Here is a 1,032-nt window from a genome sequence, read left to right as displayed (position 1 = left end):
CGTACCACCGAGGAGAGGAGGACCGGTCATGCCGCGGACCGATCACGACACCGTGCGGGACGCGATCGCCCTCGCCTGCCGCGCGCCGTCGGTGCACAACACCCAACCCTGGCACTGGCTGGCAGGCGACCGATCGGTCCACCTGATGGCCGACTGGACCCGACGAGCACCCAACACCGACCCCGACGGCCGCGACCTGCTCATCAGCTGCGGCACCGCACTACACCACCTCACAGTCGCGTTCGCCGCCCTCGGCCTACGCGCGGTACCCACCCTGCTGCCCAACCCCGCCGAACCCGAACACCTCGCCGCCGTGACAACCCACCCGCACGAGCCCGACACCGACGACATCGCCTTGGTCGCGGCGGTCACCAGGCGGCGCACGGACCGCCGCCGGTACTCGTCATGGCCGGTCCCCACCGCCCACCTGGACCTGCTGGTCGAACGGGCAGCCGCGCTCGGGGCGCTGGCCGTGCCGCTCGCCGACACCGTCCAGCGGTACCGGTTCGCGCACGCCGCCACGGCAGCCGCCCGCGGGCAGGAGGCCGATCCCGGCTACACCGCCGAATTGGCCACCTGGGCAGGCCGCGGGTCGAGTGCCGTGGAGGGTGTGCCCGCCAGATCGATCCCCGTCCGCACAACCGACGTCGACGGCATACCGATGCGGGCGTTCCCCGCGGGCACCCTGGCACTCTCGCCCACCGGCGACAACGAGGACGACGGTTCGGTCCTGCTCATCCTCGGCACAACCGACGACGACGCCAGGGCACGACTGCGCGCCGGCCAGGCAGCCAGCGCCGTCCTGCTCACCGCCACCGACCTGGGTCTGGCCACCTGCCCGATGTCGCAGCCACTGGAGACACCCCGCTACCGCGCCGAGATCCGCGACCGCTTCCTCGACGGCGCCGGCCACCCGCAACTCGTCATCCGCATCGGCTACGCCCCGACCTCGGCCCACCCACTGCCACCCACCCCGCGCAGACCACTCTCGGACGTGTTCGCCTACCTCCCCGGCATGGCACCGCAACAGCG

1 protein-coding gene is annotated in these 1,032 nt (G+C 72.7%); it reads left to right on the top strand.

Annotation, left to right across the window (positions count from 1 at the left end; all coding sequences use genetic code 11):
* Positions 1–28: 28 nt before the first annotated feature.
* Positions 29–1,032, top strand: a 1,004-nt coding sequence (locus tag CLV40_RS36950; RefSeq protein WP_104483688.1) for an Acg family FMN-binding oxidoreductase, incomplete at its 3' end; no start/stop codon positions are given.

The sequence above is a fragment of the Actinokineospora auranticolor genome (genome assembly GCF_002934265.1).
Classification (GTDB): domain Bacteria; phylum Actinomycetota; class Actinomycetes; order Mycobacteriales; family Pseudonocardiaceae; genus Actinokineospora; species Actinokineospora auranticolor.
This window is presented reverse-complemented; position numbering and strand designations above follow the sequence as displayed.